The 16,941-nt window shown below is 60.3% G+C and carries 14 protein-coding genes, 1 tRNA gene and 1 pseudogene; 5 read left to right on the plus strand and 11 right to left on the minus strand.

What is annotated here, in order from left to right; all coding sequences use genetic code 11:
• Nucleotides 1-10 precede the first annotated feature (10 nt).
• Nucleotides 11-2,857 (plus strand): aminomethyl-transferring glycine dehydrogenase, encoded by a 2,847-nt coding sequence (gene gcvP, locus HCZ23_RS10180; RefSeq protein ID WP_167601618.1) that lies wholly within the window; start codon nucleotides 11-13, stop codon nucleotides 2,855-2,857.
• Here the strand turns inward: gcvP and HCZ23_RS10185 are convergent, their stop codons facing one another.
• Nucleotides 2,858-3,040 (minus strand): hypothetical protein, encoded by a 183-nt coding sequence (locus HCZ23_RS10185; protein ID WP_167601619.1) that lies wholly within the window; start codon nucleotides 3,038-3,040, stop codon nucleotides 2,858-2,860.
• A gap of 71 nt (nucleotides 3,041-3,111) precedes the next feature.
• Here HCZ23_RS10185 and trxC point away from each other — a divergent pair, with 71 nt between their 5' ends.
• From trxC to HCZ23_RS10205, 4 genes are all read left to right on the plus strand, one after another.
• On the plus strand, nucleotides 3,112-3,573 hold the full coding sequence (gene trxC, locus HCZ23_RS10190) for a thioredoxin TrxC (RefSeq protein ID WP_167601620.1): 462 nt from the start codon (nucleotides 3,112-3,114) through the stop codon (nucleotides 3,571-3,573).
• 58 nt (nucleotides 3,574-3,631) lie between these two features.
• Nucleotides 3,632-3,707 (plus strand) — tRNA-Ala (locus HCZ23_RS10195).
• A 37-nt stretch (nucleotides 3,708-3,744) separates the two neighbouring features.
• A complete protein-coding gene (locus tag HCZ23_RS10200; protein ID WP_167601621.1) occupies nucleotides 3,745-4,308 on the plus strand; it encodes a recombinase family protein in 564 nt (187 codons plus the stop codon).
• A gap of 319 nt (nucleotides 4,309-4,627) precedes the next feature.
• Entirely contained in the window at nucleotides 4,628-5,404 is a 777-nt protein-coding gene (locus tag HCZ23_RS10205) for a carbon-nitrogen hydrolase family protein (protein ID WP_167601622.1), read from the plus strand.
• Here the strand turns inward: HCZ23_RS10205 and HCZ23_RS10210 are convergent.
• From HCZ23_RS10210 to HCZ23_RS10250, 10 genes and pseudogenes are all read right to left on the minus strand, one after another.
• The gene (locus tag HCZ23_RS10210; RefSeq protein ID WP_167601623.1) at nucleotides 5,385-6,074 is read right to left on the minus strand and encodes an aspartate/glutamate racemase family protein; all 690 of its coding nucleotides are present in this window, start codon (nucleotides 6,072-6,074) and stop codon (nucleotides 5,385-5,387) included. The genes HCZ23_RS10205 and HCZ23_RS10210 overlap by 20 nt on opposite strands.
• Nucleotides 6,050-6,997 (minus strand): hypothetical protein, encoded by a 948-nt coding sequence (locus HCZ23_RS10215; protein ID WP_167601624.1) that lies wholly within the window; start codon nucleotides 6,995-6,997, stop codon nucleotides 6,050-6,052. The genes HCZ23_RS10210 and HCZ23_RS10215 overlap by 25 nt, the downstream gene beginning before the upstream one ends.
• Nucleotides 6,994-8,319 carry a TRAP transporter large permease gene (locus tag HCZ23_RS10220; protein WP_254870229.1) on the minus strand — a complete coding sequence of 442 codons (1,326 nt, stop codon included), beginning with the start codon at nucleotides 8,317-8,319 and terminating at the stop codon, nucleotides 6,994-6,996. Before HCZ23_RS10220 ends, HCZ23_RS10215 begins: the two co-directional genes overlap by 4 nt.
• A 144-nt stretch (nucleotides 8,320-8,463) precedes the next feature.
• Nucleotides 8,464-8,955 (minus strand): annotated as a pseudogene (locus tag HCZ23_RS18085) (TRAP transporter small permease); the annotation flags it as partial.
• A gap of 144 nt (nucleotides 8,956-9,099) precedes the next feature.
• Nucleotides 9,100-10,068: a TRAP transporter substrate-binding protein gene (locus HCZ23_RS10225; RefSeq protein ID WP_167601626.1), complete on the minus strand. Its 969-nt coding sequence runs from the start codon at nucleotides 10,066-10,068 to the stop codon at nucleotides 9,100-9,102.
• Nucleotides 10,069-10,241: 173 nt separating this feature from the next.
• Nucleotides 10,242-11,885: an NAD(P)/FAD-dependent oxidoreductase gene (locus HCZ23_RS10230; RefSeq protein WP_167601627.1), complete on the minus strand. Its 1,644-nt coding sequence runs from the start codon at nucleotides 11,883-11,885 to the stop codon at nucleotides 10,242-10,244.
• Between the two features lie 21 nt (nucleotides 11,886-11,906).
• Nucleotides 11,907-13,232: a hypothetical protein gene (locus HCZ23_RS10235; protein ID WP_167601628.1), complete on the minus strand. Its 1,326-nt coding sequence runs from the start codon at nucleotides 13,230-13,232 to the stop codon at nucleotides 11,907-11,909.
• A 65-nt stretch (nucleotides 13,233-13,297) separates the two neighbouring features.
• The gene (locus HCZ23_RS10240; RefSeq protein WP_167601629.1) at nucleotides 13,298-14,530 is read right to left on the minus strand and encodes a pyridoxal phosphate-dependent aminotransferase; all 1,233 of its coding nucleotides are present in this window, start codon (nucleotides 14,528-14,530) and stop codon (nucleotides 13,298-13,300) included.
• A 7-nt stretch (nucleotides 14,531-14,537) separates the two neighbouring features.
• A complete protein-coding gene (locus HCZ23_RS10245) occupies nucleotides 14,538-15,533 on the minus strand; it encodes a D-2-hydroxyacid dehydrogenase (protein WP_167601630.1) in 996 nt (331 codons plus the stop codon).
• Nucleotides 15,534-15,621: 88 nt separating this feature from the next.
• Nucleotides 15,622-16,926: an FAD-binding oxidoreductase gene (locus tag HCZ23_RS10250; RefSeq protein ID WP_175580895.1), complete on the minus strand. Its 1,305-nt coding sequence runs from the start codon at nucleotides 16,924-16,926 to the stop codon at nucleotides 15,622-15,624.
• Between the last annotated feature and the right edge of the window lie 15 nt (nucleotides 16,927-16,941).

The raw sequence follows: 16,941 nt of genomic DNA on the forward strand, positions 1-16,941 counted from the left end.
AACGCGCACCGTGGCCTATACCCCGTCGAGCTATAACCCCTATGATTTCGCCAACCGCCGGCACATCGGCCCGTCTCCCGACGAGATGGCCGAGATGCTCAAAGTGATCGGCGCCACGTCTCTCGATGTCTTGATCGACGAGACCGTGCCGATGGCGATCCGTCAGATGGAGCCGCTCGACTGGGCGCCGATGACCGAACATGAGGTGCTGGGACATATCCGTAAGGTGGCCAAGCGCAATCTCGTAATGACCTCGCTCATCGGGCAGGGGTTCTACGGCACCGCCACGCCGCCCGCGATCCAGCGCAATATCCTGGAGAACCCGGCGTGGTACACAGCCTATACGCCTTACCAGCCGGAGATCGCGCAGGGGCGTCTGGAGGCTTTGCTGAACTTCCAGACCATGGTCAGCGATCTCACCGGCCTGCCGGTCGCCAACGCGTCCTTGCTCGATGAGGCCACCGCCTGCGCCGAGGCGATGACCATGGCGCAGCGCGTCGCGAAATCGAAGGCCAAGGCGTTCTTCATCGACGAAAACTGTCATCCGCAAAACATCGAGGTGATGAAAACCCGCGCGGCCCCTCTGGGGATCGAGCTGATCATCGCCGATCCGCGCGCTTTGGTGCCCGAAGACGTCTTTGGCGCGATCTTCCAATACCCCGGCACCTACGGCGAAGTGCAGGATTTCACCGCCCAAATCGCAGCGCTGCATGAGGTCAAAGCCGTGGCGGTCATGGCGACCGACCTGATGGCGCTGACGATGCTCAAGGAACCGGGCGCGATGGATGCGGACATTGCCGTCGGCTCGGCGCAGCGTTTCGGTGTGCCGATGGGGTTCGGTGGTCCGCATGCGGCCTTCATGTCCTGCAAGGATGCGATGAAGCGCTCCATGCCTGGTCGCATCGTTGGCGTCTCGGTCGATGCGAGCGGCAACCGCGCTTACCGCCTGTCGCTTCAGACCCGCGAACAGCATATCCGCCGCGAAAAAGCGACGTCGAACGTCTGCACCGCGCAGGCCTTGCTCGCTGTCATGGCGTCCTTCTATGCAGTTTTCCACGGGCCGCAGGGCTTGCGTGCGATTGGCGAACAGATTCACGCCAAGGCCGTGAAATTGGCCGAGGGGCTGAAAGCAGAAGGCTTCAAAGTCTCGCCCGCCGCGTTCTTTGATACGATCACGGTTGAGGTCGGCGCGATGCAGGGCGTGATCTTGCGCTCTGCCGTCGCCGAAGGCCTGAACCTGCGCAAAGTGGGCAAGGGTCGGATCGGGATTTCGATGGATGAAATGGCCGATGACGAGGTGATCGCCAAAGTCTGGCGCGCTTTCGGGCATGAGGCGGAGGTGCCCTCGGGCTTCCCAGGCCTCGGCTTCCCGGAAAAGCTGCTCCGTGAGAGCGCCTATCTGGAGCATCCTATTTTCGGCATGAACCGCGCCGAGGGCGAGATGATGCGCTATATGCGTCGTCTGGCGGACCGCGATCTGGCCTTGGACCGCGCGATGATCCCGCTTGGCTCCTGTACAATGAAGCTGAACGCCGCTGTCGAGATGATGCCGATCACATGGCCGGAATTCAACGCGATCCATCCTTACGCGCCGGAGGATCAGAGCGAGGGCTACCGCTATATGATCGACGATCTCTCCGCCAAGCTCTGCGAGATCACCGGCTATGACGCCATGTCGATGCAGCCGAATTCCGGCGCGCAGGGCGAATATGCCGGGCTTTTGACCATTCAGGCCTATCACCGTGCGAACGGGCAGGGCGGGCGCAACATCTGTCTCATCCCGATGTCGGCGCATGGCACCAATCCGGCCTCCGCGCAGATGGTCGGCCTCAAGGTCGTGGTGGTGAAAACTGCCGAAAATGGTGATATTGATCTGGATGATTTCCGCACCAAGGCCGAAGCCGCGGGCAGCAAACTTGCGGCCTGCATGATCACCTATCCCTCGACGCATGGCGTGTTCGAGGAAACGGTGAAAGAGGTCTGTCGCATCACGCACGACCATGGCGGGCAGGTCTATCTCGATGGGGCGAACCTCAACGCCTTGGTGGGGCTTGCGAAACCCGGTGAGATCGGCTCCGACGTGTCGCATCTCAACCTGCACAAGACCTTCTGCATTCCGCATGGCGGCGGCGGTCCCGGCATGGGGCCGATCGGGGTCAAAGCGCATCTTGCCCGCTTCCTGCCCGGCGCACCGGATGGCTCGGGCGACATCGGCCCGGTGTCGGGCTCGAATTTCGGCTCCGCCTCGATCCTGCCGATCTCTTGGGCGTACTGCATGCTGATGGGCGGCGCGGGGCTGACGCAGGCGACGAAGGTGGCGATCCTCAATGCCAACTACATCGCCGCGCGCCTGAACGACGCTTTCCCTGTGCTTTACAAAGGCAAACAGGGGCGTGTCGCGCATGAGTGCATTGTTGATCCACGCGGGTTTGAAAAGACCACGGATGTGACCGTCGATGACATCGCGAAACGCCTGATCGACAGCGGTTTTCACGCCCCGACCATGTCCTTCCCGGTGCCCGGCACGCTGATGATCGAGCCGACGGAGAGCGAGACCAAGGCCGAACTGGACCGCTTCTGCGAGGCGATGTTGTCAATCCGTCACGAGATTGCGCAGATCGAAAGTGGCGCGCTGCCGCAAGACAACAATCCGCTGAAACATGCGCCGCATACGGTGAACGATCTGGTCGCCGATTGGGATCGGCCTTACCCGCGCGAACAGGGATGCTTCCCGCCGGGGGCGTTCCGCGTCGACAAATATTGGCCGCCTGTGGGGCGTGTCGACAACGCCTATGGCGACCGCAACCTGATCTGCCTTTGCCCACCGCCCGAGAGCTATATCGAAGCGGCGGAGTGATTAAAGTCGTTTGGGCCGCAGGTCGTCCTCGGTAAATGAGACGCCCTGCGGCATGAGCCATGCGTTGAAACGGCTGATTTTCTCGTCCATCGAACAGGTGGTTGTCTGACGGGCCATTTCGTCTTCATAGGCCGCGCGCAGGCGTGTCTGTTCTTCGAATGGCAGATCGCGAAAGGGTGTCATTTTGGCCTCTTGAATCGGACTGTGTCAGGTTACATATATTCCGTAACGCGAATATGAAAAGGAGGCAGGCCATGGCCGCCGCTCTTGAGAAAACCGATGTGAAACTGGCCTGTCCGACCTGTGGTCAGGTGAACCGCGTGCCCGTGGCGAAACTCACCGCAGGCCCGAAATGTGGCACCTGTGGCGAGCCTTTGATGTCCGGCAAAGTGGCGGAGCTGGACCCGAAAGGGCTTCAGGCGCTGTCGAAAAAGGACGATCTGGCGGTGCTGGTGGATTTCTGGGCGCCCTGGTGTGGCCCGTGCCGCATGATGGCGCCGGAATTTGCCAAAGCGGCGCAGGAGCTCAAGGGCAAGGCACGTTTTGCCAAGATCAACACCGAAGACCACCCGACCGTGTCGATGAAAAACGGCATTCGCGGTATCCCCGCACTGATCCTCTACCAGGGCGGCAAGGAAGTCGCCCGCATCGCAGGCGCCCGCCCGGCGCGTGACATCGTCGCTTTTGTCGAACAAAACGGCAGACTTCCGGCCTAAGTCCCTTTTCGGGTCGCTTGACTTTCCGGCCCGAAAGTCTCACATCTTTGACCAGAGTGGGGTCGTAGCTCAGTTGGGAGAGCGCGTCGTTCGCAATGACGAGGTCGTCGGTTCGATCCCGATCGACTCCACCAATTTTCCTTATTTGTTTTGTCCGCAAACCTCTGTGGCGTGATCTCTGGGCTGCGAAGTGCTGAAGATCGGCAGGTCGCCGTTTCACGGCTTGAAGCGGGAGTCATTCCGGCAGAACGGATTCTCACGGACGACCCTGAAGAGCCAAATGCACCGCCCGTCTGGCTCTGCTCCATGAGCGCGAACGCGGAACTGATTGCTCGGTCTCTGAGCGACCTAAATTTTTCAACACAAGGCATCGCCGCCACACTGGAAGCCGCGCGGAAGATAGGCATTCATATCCGCTGCCTTGATGAGGCATTCGACAGCCGAAACGATTGGCAGTCCCAAATCGGCACTCTGTTGACAGCCCTCAACTGTCTAGACCGCAAAGGCTTCTCCGACCGCACCAAGATCGCACTGCAAGAAGCCAAAGCCCGAGGCCAACGCTTGGGGCGCAAACCGAGCATGACAGACCTGCGCAAAGCCGTCGCCATTCAAATGATCGAGGCAGGGTACAAAGGGACAAAAATATGGAAAATCCTCGCGGTTCTGGAGGGCCCGCCGATCAGTCAGTCAGCCTATTACCTCTGGCAGAAAACATGGCTGGCTGGACGGAAGTGATCAGACGCGAAGGGCGGGAAACAGTCATTCGCTGCGATTGCGATAGCACGATGTTCAAGAACTCTAACCGGACCTTCCGAAACTGTCCCGTCTAAGGCTGAAATCTCTATCGACAGCATTATTTTGACATTGCCCGACGTGCTCAATACGCTGCTTTCCGTCATCTGATCTGACATCCGTTGCCTTGCCGCTTCTGGAAGACAGAATAATTAAGTGTCAGAGAATGGAAAATGTTCGCATTTGGATTTCAAAAGCTACATCAAGTCGCCTTGCGCGCGTAAACTATAGCCCAACCTAAACAACGAAATATGGTTTCCGATTGAAATTAGCCATCATCCAACCAAACTCATCTCATGATGTGTCCGAAGAAATTATTGCATCAATCGACGCCTTGGTTTCGGGCGCCAAACGGCATCGTCCTGATGTGGTCGTATTCCCGGAACTCTTCTTACCAGGCTATAATTTTCCTGATCGCCACAACAATGATGCACAAACTCAAAGCGGGTCGTGGATGAACCGTATTGCCGGAATTGCGAGAGAATATACATGCGCAATTGTATTGGGTTGGGCAGAAAATCATGATGGGACAATTTACAACGCGGCAACCGCCGTGAGTGCCAAGGGCGATATTTTGGCGCACTATCGCAAGCACCAGCTTTTCGGCGAGATGGAGCACGAAAGCTTTACCCCCGGCAGGTCTCTCCCTCCCACCTTTGAAATCGCCGGCCGCAAATGCGGTCTGCTGATCTGTTACGAAATCGAATTCCCGGAATATGCGAGAGACCTCGCGCAGCGGGGAGCGGAGGTCGTGATTGTCCCGACGGCCAATCCGGTGGGATATGAGCATGTGCAGGACATTCTGGTTCCTGCGCGCGCCCACGAAAACCGTCAGTTCGTGGCCTATGCGAATTATTGCGGCACTCAGAATGGGTTGGAGTTCTCGGGCGCGTCTCTGGTCGTGGGCCCGGATGGCAAGGCTTTGTCCCGCGCGGGACAAATACCAACGGAGCTATATGTTCAACTGCCTGAGTTGGCCACGTACCCAGCAAGCGCTCTGTCGACGCAACTGGAGGACCTCAGGACGCGAGAGGACTGACCAGACGTGCCGCATCAAGGATAGAGAACACCGGACGTCCGGTCGCCTCCTGAATGGCGGTCGTATAAGGCGGCAGGTTACCGCATTCGAGCACGATGGCGGCGACTTCGGGCGCACGCGCCATCAGACGCATGGCGCCCCGGATCACCTCGGCTTCCATCTCGTCGCGATCAAAACTCTCGCGCTGCTGGTCTTTTCGGCTCAGGAAGGTTTCGGAAAAAAGGGTGCTGTCCTCCAGCCCGCCGATCCGCACATCGTCTGGCGCCAGACCCGCGGCCCGAACGGCCCCGTAGCCCAGCGATGTCGCCGAGGCGGTCAAGACACCGATCGGCGCCTTGCCCATCATCAACCGCACCGTCGGCAAGAGGCAAAGGCCGGACAGGCACACAGGCACGGACAGGCCCTCGGCGATGTCTTCCTGGACCGAGATCAGAAAACCGCAGGTCGAGGTGATGAGGCACGCGCCCTCGGCGACCAGCTCTTCCGCCGCCCTTCGAAACGAGGTCACCAGTTCCGGCGCGGGACGCCCATCGCGCACGATCTCGGTGCTGCCCGCGCCTTTGACCACCCGCACACGGGCGGGCATGTGATAGCTCTCGGGATGCCCCGCGTCGCCCGGAATACGGGGGAATCGGGTATCAAGGCTTAGAATTCCGATGAAGGGGGCCATGGTCTACGGGTCCTTTGAACAAAAGAGAAAAGCGCCGGAGTGCCGTAGATCGGCGCCTGCATGAGCGCGACGAAGAGGGTGAGGATGGGATCGAAAGGCACGGAGGCCAGAACGAGCGACAGGTTGCGGTTGCCGAACAGATAGCCAAGTGTCGCGGCCTGCTGCGCGGACAGGTGCAGACGCGCCACCAGTCGCACCAGAAGATTGCCGAGAATATTCAGCGCAACAGCCAGGCTCAGCAACCCGAGTGCAAGATGCGGCGTGGCGACAATCGCCTCCATCGCTCCGGACATCAGTGGGATAAGAAAGGCGATCATCGCCAAAGCGGCCAGCCCGTTCAGCGCCAGGGCATGGCGCGCGATCCGCACCGGCCCCAGGGCGAGATGGATCACAGTGCCCAGAACAATCCCGCTCAGCAGCATCGAGAACACCCTGAGCCCGACCACGAGGCCTGAGGCTTCGGGCCCCATGCCAGACAGAGACAGGGTCAAAGGCATCAGAATGGGGGCACAGAGCGTGCCCAACACGGCGATGCGCAAAGACATGGCATGATCAAAGCCGAGAATGAGGCAGATGTTGGGAGCAGAACTCATCGGCGGCGCGGCAAAGAAGGCGGCGATAAAGACCAACTGATCGGGCGTCGCGCCAATGGCCCGCCCGACCGAGACGGCCAGAAACGCGGCGAGAACCTGTGTCGAGACCAGCCAAACGAGGCTAAAGGCGATGTGCCTGATCTGGAGGAGACCGCGCAGGCTCACCGGATCCAGCGGCTGACGGGCAAACCCGAGCGCCGTCACCAAAACGACCAAAGGCGGCAATAGGGGCCGCATGGTCTCGGCCGAGACCGGAAGGAAGGAGGTCGTGACAAAGCCGAGAAGCAGGAGGGCCGACGCATGCCCGCCCACCCATGTCAGAGGTCTCATTGCGTGGCCTGCACCATGTCCGGCAGCCATGTCACGAGCCCCGGGAAGAGCACCAGAATGGCCACCATCAGCAACATGATCAGGAACATCGGCAGCGCGGTCCGCGCGATATAGCCCATGTCATGGCGTGTCATGCCCTGAAGGACAAAGAGATTGAACCCGACCGGCGGTGTGATCTGGGCCATCTCCACGACGACCACGATGAAGATCCCGAACCACAAGAGGTCAATCCCTGCCGCGCGCACCATCGGTTCGATGATGGCCATGGTCAGAACGACCGCGGAAATCCCGTCAAGGAACATGCCGATGACGATGTAGAACAGGGTCAGCGCCACGATCAGAGCCACCGGCGACAGGCCCATATCGGCAATGAGGCCGGCCAGAGCACGCGGCACCCCGGTGAACCCCATGGCAAGCGTTAGAAAACTTGCGCCCATCAGGATCATCGCGATCATCGCCGAGGTGCGCGTCGCACCGAAGAGACTTTCGAGGAAAGCCCGGCGACTCAGAGAGCCCTGCAGCCCGGCGAGAACCAGCGCCCCGATCACCCCGAAGGCGGCGGCTTCGGTCGCGGTGGCGAGGCCAAGATACATAGACCCGATCACCACGAGGATCAGTGCGATCACCGGGATCAACAGGACAGAGGAACGCAGCTTTGCCGTAAATGACATGTGCGGCTCAGGTGCGGGCGCCTGATCCTTGCGCAGCACGGACCAGCCCGCGATATAGGCCATGAAAAGACCGGCCAAGACGAGGCCCGGGATGACACCCGCCATAAAGAGGCTGGTGATGCTCTCCTGCACGGTCACGCCATAGACAATGAGCGTCAGGGACGGCGGGATCATCAGACCCAAAGTGGCGGCCCCGGCGAGCGTGCCGATGATCATGAACTCAGGGTATCCCCGCTTGCGCAGCTCCGGGATCGACATCTTGCCGACGGTGGTGAGCGTCGCCGCAGAGGAGCCGGAAACAGCCGCAAAGACCGTACAGCCCACGACATTGGTATGCAGCAACCCACCCGGAAAGCGCGACAGCCAAGGCGCCAGGCCTTTGAACATGTCCTCGGAGAGGCGCGTGCGATAGAGAATCTCCCCCATCCAGATGAACAGCGGCAGAGAGGTCAGGGTCCAGCTCGAGGCCGACGACCAGATTGTGATGCTCATGGAACTGCCGGGGTTGCGAGGCGTGAAGCCGATCATGCCCATGTAGGCCACGCCCATGAGAGCCAGCCCCACCCAAAGCCCGGTGCCGAGCAAGAAGAAGAGCACAAAGAGGAAAATACCGATTTTCAGGCCAACGGCATCGCGATCGAAGCCGGTCATCAGATGAATCGCGGCATAGATCGCCAAGCCACAGGCAGCGGCAAAGATCGCGCGGGATTTGGTAGAGACCAAAGCCTCCTTGAGGATCGGTTTGCGCGGTCCGTCGACACCGTAGCTCTCTGAGAACAGGATACCCAGGAGACTGTCGATCACCGCAATCGCAAAGAGCACGGCACCGACTGCCATGAAAATCTGCGGAATCCAGAGGGGCGTTCCGTCCTGCCCTTGAGACACATCATTGATCTTATGGCTCAGGATCGGCGTTTGCACCGCGTACCAGGCGAAGAACAGCGCCACGATGCTGCCCGCAGTGTAACACCAGATTTCAGCCGCGCGCCGCAGCCGGGTCGTGCGTTCGACCAACATGCTGACGCGGATATGTTCATTGTGGCGAAACGTATCGGCCAAAGCGAGAAAAGAGGCCGCAGCCATGGCGTAACCGGCATAGTTCGCGCCCCCCGGGAAGAGGATGCCAAGCCAGCGGCTGACCATCTGCGCCACCACGAGGCACAGGATCGCAACGAGGGAAATGGCCGCGCCGGTGCCGGAAAACTTGTAGAGACTGTCGATCAGGCGGCGCATGCGGGCCCCTCTGTGTTGGTTCGTATCGAGATAGGATATCGGGGAATATGTCATCGGTCATGCGACGAACGATTTTCGCGAGAGTCATCCTGTCCTTCACGTCGAACCCGGCCAAGTCGCTCTGGCGTTCAATCAAAGAAAGAAGGTGCTGTGGCACCCACGGATCTCGCAGGTGCCTCGCGGTGTGTTCGCCTCTCCTTATTCGGATTTATAGGCGTCCATGACGGCTTTGCCGTCATCGCCGGTTGTTTCAAGCCACTCGCCGACCATGACCTCGCCAATGCCCATCAGCTTGGTGGCGACGGCTTCCGTCGGCGCACCGACGGTCATGCCGTTGCTGGCCAGCGTCTCGATGAAACCGTTGGCCAGAGCTTCGGCCTTTTCGGTGCCGCGGGTCTGCGCCTTGGCGGCTTCCTCGGTCACACAGGTCTTCACTTCGTCGGACAGCGCGTTGAACGCGTCCGAGTTCACAAAGACGGTGTTGCGCGGCAGCCATGCCTTAACGTCATAGAAATTGGTCATGTCTTCCCAGACGCTTTCATCCACGCCGGTAGAACCGGAGGAAATCATCGAAGACACGACACCGGTTGCCAGCGCCTGTTTCAGGTCGGCGGCTTCGATTTGGGTCGGCACCATGCCGGCGAGTTCAGCGACCCGTGCCGTGATCGAGTTATACGCACGGAATTTCACGCCTTCCATATCCTTGGGACTTGCGACAGGTTTGGCAAAGTAAAGACCTTGCGGCGGCCACGGTACGGAATAGAGAAGCGTCAGGTTTTGCTCAGCCAGCACCTTGGACAAAGTGGGCGCGGCCGCGTCGCGAAGCTGATCAGAGGCTTCAAAGGATGTCGCGATGAACGGCACGGAGTCATAAGCGAAGACCGCATTTTCATTGGCATGGGCCGAGAGCAGGCGCTCGCCAATCTGTGCTTCGCCAAGCTGAACGGCACGCTTGATCTCTCCGCCTTTGAAAAGCGATCCGCCTGCGTGAATGACGATCTCCAGTTCCCCACCGGAGCATGCCTTGACGGCATCGGCGAATTCCTGGGCGTTCTCGGTGTGATAGTTGGCAGCCGGGTAGGCCATCGGCATATCCCAGATCTCTGCCATAGCAGCGCCACCCAACAGCGTAGAGGCAGCAATAGCTGCGCTAAGCGTTATTTTCATGATCGTCCTCTCTGTTTGATCTTATGCATTTGGTTGACCGTTTGTCCGGTCTCTTCCGTGTTTATGACAGCAGGCTGACAGATGAGGTGCCGATTGGAAAGGAACGGAATGCAGGGTTCTGCATGACTTTTTATCATTGCGAGTACACATTTCGCCCCAATTTTCATCATGGGTCATTCAGGAAGCTGAACTGGCGCGCGTTCTGGATACAGGTCGCCGGGACCGGGGTTTTCGGCAGCAGATGCGCCTCCCAAATGGCTCATGATTCCCCACACGGCATTCAACGCGGTTTGCACAGCGCCTTCGACCCAGGCCGGTGTCCAACTGATTCCATCGCCCGCGAGGAAAAGACCTTTCTCGCAATCCGCAAAGCCATCCTGCATGAAATGACCGTAAATCCGGTGGTTGTAGCGATAATGTCCGGGCAAGGCGCCCTTGAAGGCGCCAAGGAAGTTTTCATCGGCCTCCCAGCTGACACAGATCGGCGCACCCCGGATATGGGACGCGATATCGACATCGGGGTAGATTTTCGCGAGCGCCTTTAAGGCCAGCTCAACACGTTTCTCATCCGACAGCGGCAGCACTTTCAGGGCATCGGTCATCCAGGCATAGCTCAGGCAGATCACCCCAGGCTGATCGTCGCCATTGTCGAAAAAATACGTCCCACGGGTCAGGCGGTCCGTCAGGGTCATCGACAAGGTCGGCCGGTTGGTTTGCGGGTCAATGTCTTTCCAGAACGGCCGACCCACCATCACGAAGGTTTTCGAGGATTGCATGTACCGCGTCCGATCCAGCGCCATCCAGAGTTTCTGATCGAACAATGCCTCTTCGACCTCGATCGCCGTCGTCAAAAGATGCGACTGACAGGTCGCCAACACAGCAGGATAATCCGCCTCATTGCCCCATTGATCGCGCACCCGGATCAGCTCGCCCGCCCGTGAGATTGCCGTGGCCCGGCTGCGCGTCGCCCCGCCGTTCAGGGTCTCAAGCGTCGTGCCCTCCGGCCAATAGGCGCAATCGGGGGCCAGCCGCCAGAGCTTGTGCAGAACCTGCTCGACGCCACCCACGACAAACCTTTGGTCATCGTCGAGGCCCAGCAGGTTGACGCGCAAAATCTCCAGCATCGAGTTCGGAAAATCACTGTCCCAACCGCCCGTGCCAAAGCCCACCTGTCCAAAGATTTCGCGGTGATGGAAATTGAGCCCCTGGAAGGCGCGCGAATGGGTCACGAAATCATAAAATGTCCGCTCATCCCAAGCGGCGACCAGCGGATCCCAAATGGCTTTGATCCGGGCGACATCCTTGGCCCGCACGGCAGCCTGAAGTTCGGGGAAGTCGGCCTGCTCCGCGAGGGCGGTATTATAGGCTTCGGCAATATCGCGATAGACTTGCGGCAGGTCGTCAGAGCTTCGCGCAAAATGGCTGCGCCCTTCGAGGTCGATCACGGTCGAGCCCGCCGCCGGGGTGAGCGGGTTCGGAAAGGGCCTCGTCTCACATCCCGTCAGGTCGAGATAGTGATAAAACCCGCGCGAGGAAACCGGGAACCGCATGCCGCCCAGTTCCGCCACGATCCCGTCGCTGCCTTCAAACACTTGCGATCTGAGACGCCCGCCAAATTGCGCGGATTCGTAGAAAACGGGACGGAGCCCGAGCTTCATCAGCTCGAACCCCGCAACGATGCCCGCGGCACCGGCTCCGATTACGGCAACGGATGTGCCCTGCAGGTCCTTGGGGATGAAGCCAGTCCCCGCCGGGTGGCTGATCCAGGCCTCATAGTCGAAAGGAAAATCGGGACCGAATGCGGTGAGCTGTGTCATGAAGCCTCCATTGACGGGAGCTTACCCTCCCAATTGAAAGACGAAACCGATGAGGAGCGCAGCGAGGACAAAAGTCACAGCAACAAAGCGCACATTCCAGAGATGCGCCACCCGCGATGCGGGCACGTCGCAAAACCGCCCGACGATAAGGTTCATCGCGCTGATCGGGTTGACGCAGATCGCAAGCGCCCAACCGATGCAAAGCGTCAGCCCCAGCGCCAGCGGATGCGATTGTCCCAGAACCGTCGGGCCAAGCACCTGTGCGGTCAGAACGACCATGATGCTGTTCGGCAAGTAGAGCGCCGCGGCAAGCGGAATGGCGAAGAGGCACAGGATCAGCGTCGGCAGGCTGGCAAATCCACCGTTCGACAACAGGGGCCAAAGCGGGCTGGCCTGAATGACCAGCGACAGCGCCGCGCCGATGACATTGGCGGACAGAAACAGCGCACTCTCGGAGCGCAGGTCCGCCAAAGCGGCCAAGGCGGATCTGAGCCGTTCGCCGTAGGCCACGCCACGCGACGGTTCAAGCGCCAGCCAGATCAGCGAGAACACCGGCAGGACAACGACCGCAGAAAGCGTGAAGCTCAGTGCCAGCGTGCGATGCAAGGTGATCGTCAGCATCAGCAACAATGCACTCGCGCCCAGGACTTTGACCAAAGAGAGCACAGAGCCGGTCTCAGATTTGCAGACATCCTCTGTCGGCAGTTGCGCGGCCTTCGGCAAGAGCGGAAAGTGACCCGACAGAATAAGAAGGAGGGCAGTGAACCCAAAGGCTACGGCGATGAGTTGCATCGGGTCGATAGTGGGCACCCCAGCGGTGACAATTGCAAAGCCAAGCGACATCGGAGACCAGATCGACACCAGCGCTGCACCGCGCATCGCCGCCATCACCATGGCACGCCGTGCCGGATCATGCCGGACATCGCGACCGTCCGTTGGCTGGGTCAGGTCGCCGATCATCGCGATGATCCCGATGTTGAACATCAAGGCCATGAACTGCGCGCCGGCAAGCACGCTGCCATAGCGATGTTTCGGACGAAAAGAGAGAAGATATTCGGCGGCTTCGCGGGTCACCTCGGCGCGTTTGACCGGTTGACGCAGCAGCCCCAACACCATCATCAGCCCGGCAAATCCAGTGCCCTGCACCAGCGCCGTCATCAGACGCGGCGCGGCCTCTGGCCAGAGCAAAATGCAGAGGGCGAAACAGGCCGCCGCGATGCCGACAAACAGTCGTGCCAGCGGAATGAGCCGCGTCCATTGCGTCGCGACCCAGATCACCGAGAGAATGGCAGCCAGCTTGCTCAGGACAGTGGTGTGCAGGATTGCGCCGCAAATCAGCAACAGCAAAAGGGCGCATTGTAAAAACACCCCGGGCGTCAAGACGCCACGGGGCAAGGGGACAGTTGCAAGTCTCATTCAGACCATTCAAGCCCGGCGCAGGCCGTGGCCAAGCGCGCCATGGCTTCCTCCAGTTCTTCTTTCGATGTCGCGTAGGACACCCGGAAATAGGGCGACAATCCGAAAGCCGCGCCGGGCACCATGGCGACATGGGCGGTTTCGAGAACCCAGGCGCAGAAATCGCGGTCGCTCTCAAGGGTTTTGCCCTCGGGCGTCTTGGCGCCGATCACCCCTTCGCAGCTCGCGAAGGCATAAAACGCGCCTTCCGGTTTGCGGCAAGAGAGGCCGGGGATGGCGTTGATCGCATCGACAACCAGATCACGGCGCATCTGAAAGCTCTCCCGACGTTCGGCCAGAATGTCCTGCGGTCCGTTCAGGGCCTCGATGGCGGCGGCTTGCGCGATGGAACAGGCGTTCGAGGTCGACTGGCTTTGCACCACGGTCATCGCGGCAATCAGTTCGGCGGGCCCCGCGCCATATCCGATCCGCCAGCCGGTCATGGCATATGCTTTCGAGACGCCGTTGACGATCAGCGTGCGCTGGCGAATGGCGGCGGAGAGGGCCGCGGGGCTGACGGCGGGGAAATCGTCATAGACGATGTGCTCGTAAATCTCGTCCGACAACAGCCAGACATCGGGATGACGTTCCAGCACTTCGAGCAGTTTCAAAAGCTCCTCGGGGCTATAGGCGGCGCCGGTCGGATTCGACGGCGAGTTGAGCATCAGCCAGCGGGTCTCAGGCGTGATCGCGGCTTCGAGTTGTTCGGGCGTGATCTTAAACCCGGTGTCGCCGGTGCAGGTGACGGTCACCGGCACGCCGCCGCAGATGTCGACCATCGCGGAATAGGTCGTCCAATAGGGTGTCGGGATGACCACCTCATCGCCCGGATTGAGCGTCGCCATGAAGGCGTTGAAAATGACCTGTTTGGCACCCGCCGTCGCGATGACTTCGTTCATCGCATAGTCCAACCCGTTCTCACGGCGGAATTTTGCGACGATGGCCGCTTTCATCTCGGGCGTGCCCGCAAGCGGGGTGTAGGTCGTCTGGCCGTCGAGCGCGGCGCGATGCGCCGCCTCGATCACATTGTCAGGCGTCGGAAAATCCGGCTCGCCTGCGCCCAGCACGATCACCGGGTGGCCCTGTTTTTTCAATTCCGCCGCGCGGGCCCCGATAGCGAGAATCTCGGAGACCTTTTGCGACGCGAGGCGGTTCGCCCGGTGGAACGCGGGTTTGGCACTATCCAACATGTCAGCCTCAGACGATCTGATTGACGAGAGCGGCCTCGCCGGCCCAGAGACGGTCGAGGTTCTGGGTCAACAGGTTCAGCACGTTCAGCTCATAACGACGGGTTTCCCCGGCGGCATGGGGCGTCAGGACGACATTGTCCAAGGACCACAGCGGGCTGTCGGCAGGCAGCGGTTCATTGGCGGTCACATCGAGGCCGGCACCCGCGATCTTCTCAGACTTCAACACCTCGATCAGTGCCTCTTCATCCACACAGGCGCCACGGGCGACATTGATGAACAGCGCGGTGTCCTTGAGCAGGCTCAAAGCCTCGGCGTCGATGATGTTGCGGGTCTCATCGGTGAGCGGGCAGCTCAGCACCAGCACATCTGCCTGCGGCAGAACCGATTTCAGGTCTTTGAAAGAATGCACCTCATCGGCTGCGCCCTTGCCTTTGGAGGCATCGCGCCGCACACCGATGACTTTCATGTCAAAGCCTTTCGCGAGTTTGGCGATCCGGTCGCCGATCCCGCCGGTGCCAACGATGACCATGGTTTTGCCCGGAAGCTCGTCCTCGCGCAGCATCGGGTCGGTCTGCTCAGTGCGCCAGAAAGTGGCGTGCTGGTTGTCGCGGGCAAAGGCCAGACGACGGGTCATCGACAGCAACAGGCCGATGGCATGTTCGGACACCGCGTTCTTGTTCACGCCCTGACCGGATGCGAGGCGAATGCCGCGGTCCTTGAAGGCTTCGATGTCATATTGGTTGGTGCCGGAGCTGACCGACTGAATGTATTTCAGCTTGGTCGCATGCTTTAGAAGGTCGTTCTTCCACAGGCCGGAGACGACGAGCACGTCGGCCTCGGGCAGCGCTTTTTCGAGATCGGCATAGGTGCTGACCTGCTGTGTGGAGATGCCGTGATCTGCGCTGTCGAAGATCGGCTTCATGTCATAGGCGCCGTGGGCGAAGAGGATGTTGAGGTCTTTGCGCGCCGGGAGCACGGTGGTGATTGGGGTCTGGTCCGTCATTGCAGGTCTCCATCAGAAAAGTGCAGGGGATCGGGCCACGCACCGCGTAGCCAGTTGCTTTGAATAGTTGAGTGAAGTGATCAGGCCGTCAGCGGAAGCGTTCGGGCGAGAAGGGGGTAAGGTCGATCGGCGGCGGTTGATCCGCGATCAGGCGGGCCACAAGCTCCGCCGTCATCGGCGCAGCATTGAGGCCAATATGTCCGTGCCCGAAGGCATAGATCACATTCTTGTTGTTCCGGGAGCGCCCGATGACGGGCAACCCATCCGGGGTCGAGGGGCGGTTGCCCTGCCAGCGGTGCGGCTCTTGGGTCGCGGCTTTTGCAGGCAGGCCCGGAAAACAGGAGCGCAGCTTTTCACCGAGCAAATCGGCCCGTTTCCAGTTCGGCGCGGCTTTCCACGAGGCAAATTCAACCTGACCCGCGACCCGCAGGCCACCGGCGGTCTGCACGATGGCGACTTTGAGATCCTGCGGCATCACCGGCACTTTGAGATTGAGCGGCATGTCGGCAAACTCGACGTGATAACCGCGCTCGGCCTCAAGCGGGATACGGTCGCCGAATTGCTTGGTGAAGGGTGTGGAGTGAATGCCGGCGGCGACCACAACGGTGTCACAGGCGACGATGCCGCCATCCGTTTCCACGCCGACAATCGCATCTCCCGACATGAGAACACGCTGGGCGCAAGAGGCCTGTGTCATCGCGCCATTGGTCACGCAATGGCGCGCAATGGCATCCACATATCCACCGGGATTGAGGCAATGCCGCCCCTCGGTCAGGAGGATACCAAGGCTATAGCGCGCGGCCAGTCCGGGCACCATGGCACGCAGTTCATCACCCTCGACTTCGCGGGTTTTGACACCGCAATCGGCGCGCAACCGCCACGACAATGCATCGGCCTCATAGGCGCGGCGATCGACGTAGAGGTACAAAAGCCCCTCTTCGTGAATCATCTCTTCGACACCGGCGCGGGCCGCCAGATCGGCGTGACGTTCGGGGGATTTGGACAAAAGCTCAGAGAGTGCCTTTGCGGTCTTGGTGACGCGGGCCTTGCTGCGGCCCGCCAGCAGAAAGCGGGTGAGCCAGGGCAAAAGACGCGGAAAAAATGGCCAGCGGATCGTCAGAGGACCGCTTTGGTCCAAGAGGTAGCCTGGCACTTGCCGCCAAAGGCCGGGCATCGACATCGGAATAATGGAGGCGGGGCTGATGAACGCACCATTGCCATAGCTCGCCGCCTGCTCTCCGCCGAAGGGGCCGGGTTCGATCATCGTGACCCTGTGCCCTTGCCGCAAAATCGTCTCTGCGATCGCTGCGCCAACGATCCCTCCGCCGATCACAGCGATCTGGCGCTGTGCGATTTTGGCGATCTGACGGTCTATGGTCGCCTCGGGGCGCATGATTTTACCTCATGG

Origin of the sequence: Celeribacter sp. HF31 (assembly GCF_011806455.1) — a bacterium.
Lineage (GTDB): Bacteria > Pseudomonadota > Alphaproteobacteria > Rhodobacterales > Rhodobacteraceae > Celeribacter.